We start from the raw sequence: 1,482 nt of genomic DNA, 5'->3' as shown, positions 1-1,482 counted from the left end.
CCGCCTCGGGCAGGTCGATGGAGAAGTTCGCCACCTTGGACACCACGAGCGTGGATACTTCGCCGTCGCGGAAGGCCTGGAACGCCTGCTCGCGCTGCTTCGTGCTGGTTTTGCCGTGAATGAGCGGCGCGTCGATGCGCGCAGCGAGCTCCTCAAGCTGGTCCACGTAGGCACCGATGATGAGCGTTTGCTGGCCCTCGTGCTGAGCAAGCAGCTTATCGACGGCCCCCAGCTTCCCCTTCGAACACGCCGCGAGCCGGTACCGCTCCCGGGTCTCCGCGGTGGCGTAGGTCAGGCGTTCCTCCTGCGTGAGGGCGGTGCGGACCTCGACGCACTCGGCGGTGGCGATGTAGCCGGCCATCTCGAGTTCCTTCCACGGTGCGTCGTAGCGCTTCGGGCCGATGAGGGAGAAGACGTCGTCTTCGCGGCCGTCCTCGCGTACGAGCGTGGCGGTCAGCCCGAGGCGGCGGCGCGACTGCAGGTCAGCGGCCATGCGGAAGACGGGGGCGGGGAGGAGGTGGACTTCGTCGTAAATGATGAGGCCCCAGTCTCGGGAGTCGAAGAGCTCGAGGGCGCGGTATTCGCCCTTGGTCTTGCGGGTCACGACCTGGTACGTGGCAATGGTGACCGGGCGGATTTCCTTCTTCTCGCCGGAGTACTCGCCGATCTCGTTTGGGGTCAGCGAGGTGCGTCGCAGGAGCTCGTCGCGCCACTGGCGGCCGGCCACGGTGTTGGTCACCAGGATCAACGTGGTGGTCTGCGCCTGCGCCATGGAGGCCGCGCCCACGATCGTCTTGCCAGCGCCGCAGGGCAGGACGACCACGCCGGAGCCGCCCTCCCAGAAGGATTCGGTGGCGTACTGCTGGTAGTCGCGAAGTGCCCAACCGTCCTGGTTGAGCTGGATCGGGTGCGATTCGCCGTCGACGTAGCCGGCGAGGTCCTCGACGGGCCACCCGAGTTTGGTCAATTCCTGTTTGATCTGGCCGCGGGCGGACGGGTGGACGGGGATGGAGGTGGCGTCGATAGGCGAGCCGATGAGCGGGCGCACCTTCTTGCTGCGGGTGACCTCGGTGAGCAGCGCGGGCTCATCCGCCTCCAAGATCAGACCGTGAGCGGGGTGCTGCACGAGCTTGAGGCGGCCGTAGCGCGCCATCGTCTCCGCGACGCTGATGAGCAGCGGCTGCGGGACGGGGAAGCGCGAGTACCGCTCGAGCGTGTCCACGGCCTGCTCGGCGTCGAAGCCGGCGGCGCGCGCGTTCCACAGCGCGAGCGGGGTGATCCGGTAGGTGTGAATGTGCTCGGGCGCGCGCTCAAGCTCGGCGAACGGGGCGAGCGCGGCGCGGGCCGCCCCTGCATCAGGGTGCGCGACATCGAGCAGGACAGTCTTGTCCGACTGAACAATGAGCGGTCCGTCACTTAAAGGCATGGGGGCGATTATGCCTGTTTAGGGCACGAAATCCTAACCCCGCAGCGCCTCCGACC

The 1,482-nt window shown here is 67.5% G+C and carries 1 protein-coding gene; it reads right to left on the bottom strand.

What is annotated here, in order from left to right; all coding sequences use genetic code 11:
• A partial coding sequence (locus EAW56_RS12175) for a DNA repair helicase XPB (protein ID WP_122086820.1) occupies nucleotides 1-1,426 on the bottom strand: 1,426 nt, incomplete at its 3' end.
• Nucleotides 1,427-1,482: the final 56 nt, after the last annotated feature.

Source organism: Corynebacterium gottingense (assembly GCF_003693265.1).
Taxonomy (GTDB): domain Bacteria; phylum Actinomycetota; class Actinomycetes; order Mycobacteriales; family Mycobacteriaceae; genus Corynebacterium; species Corynebacterium gottingense.
The sequence above is the reverse complement of the archived record's forward strand: the minus strand, read 5'-3'. Positions and strand labels throughout refer to the sequence as shown.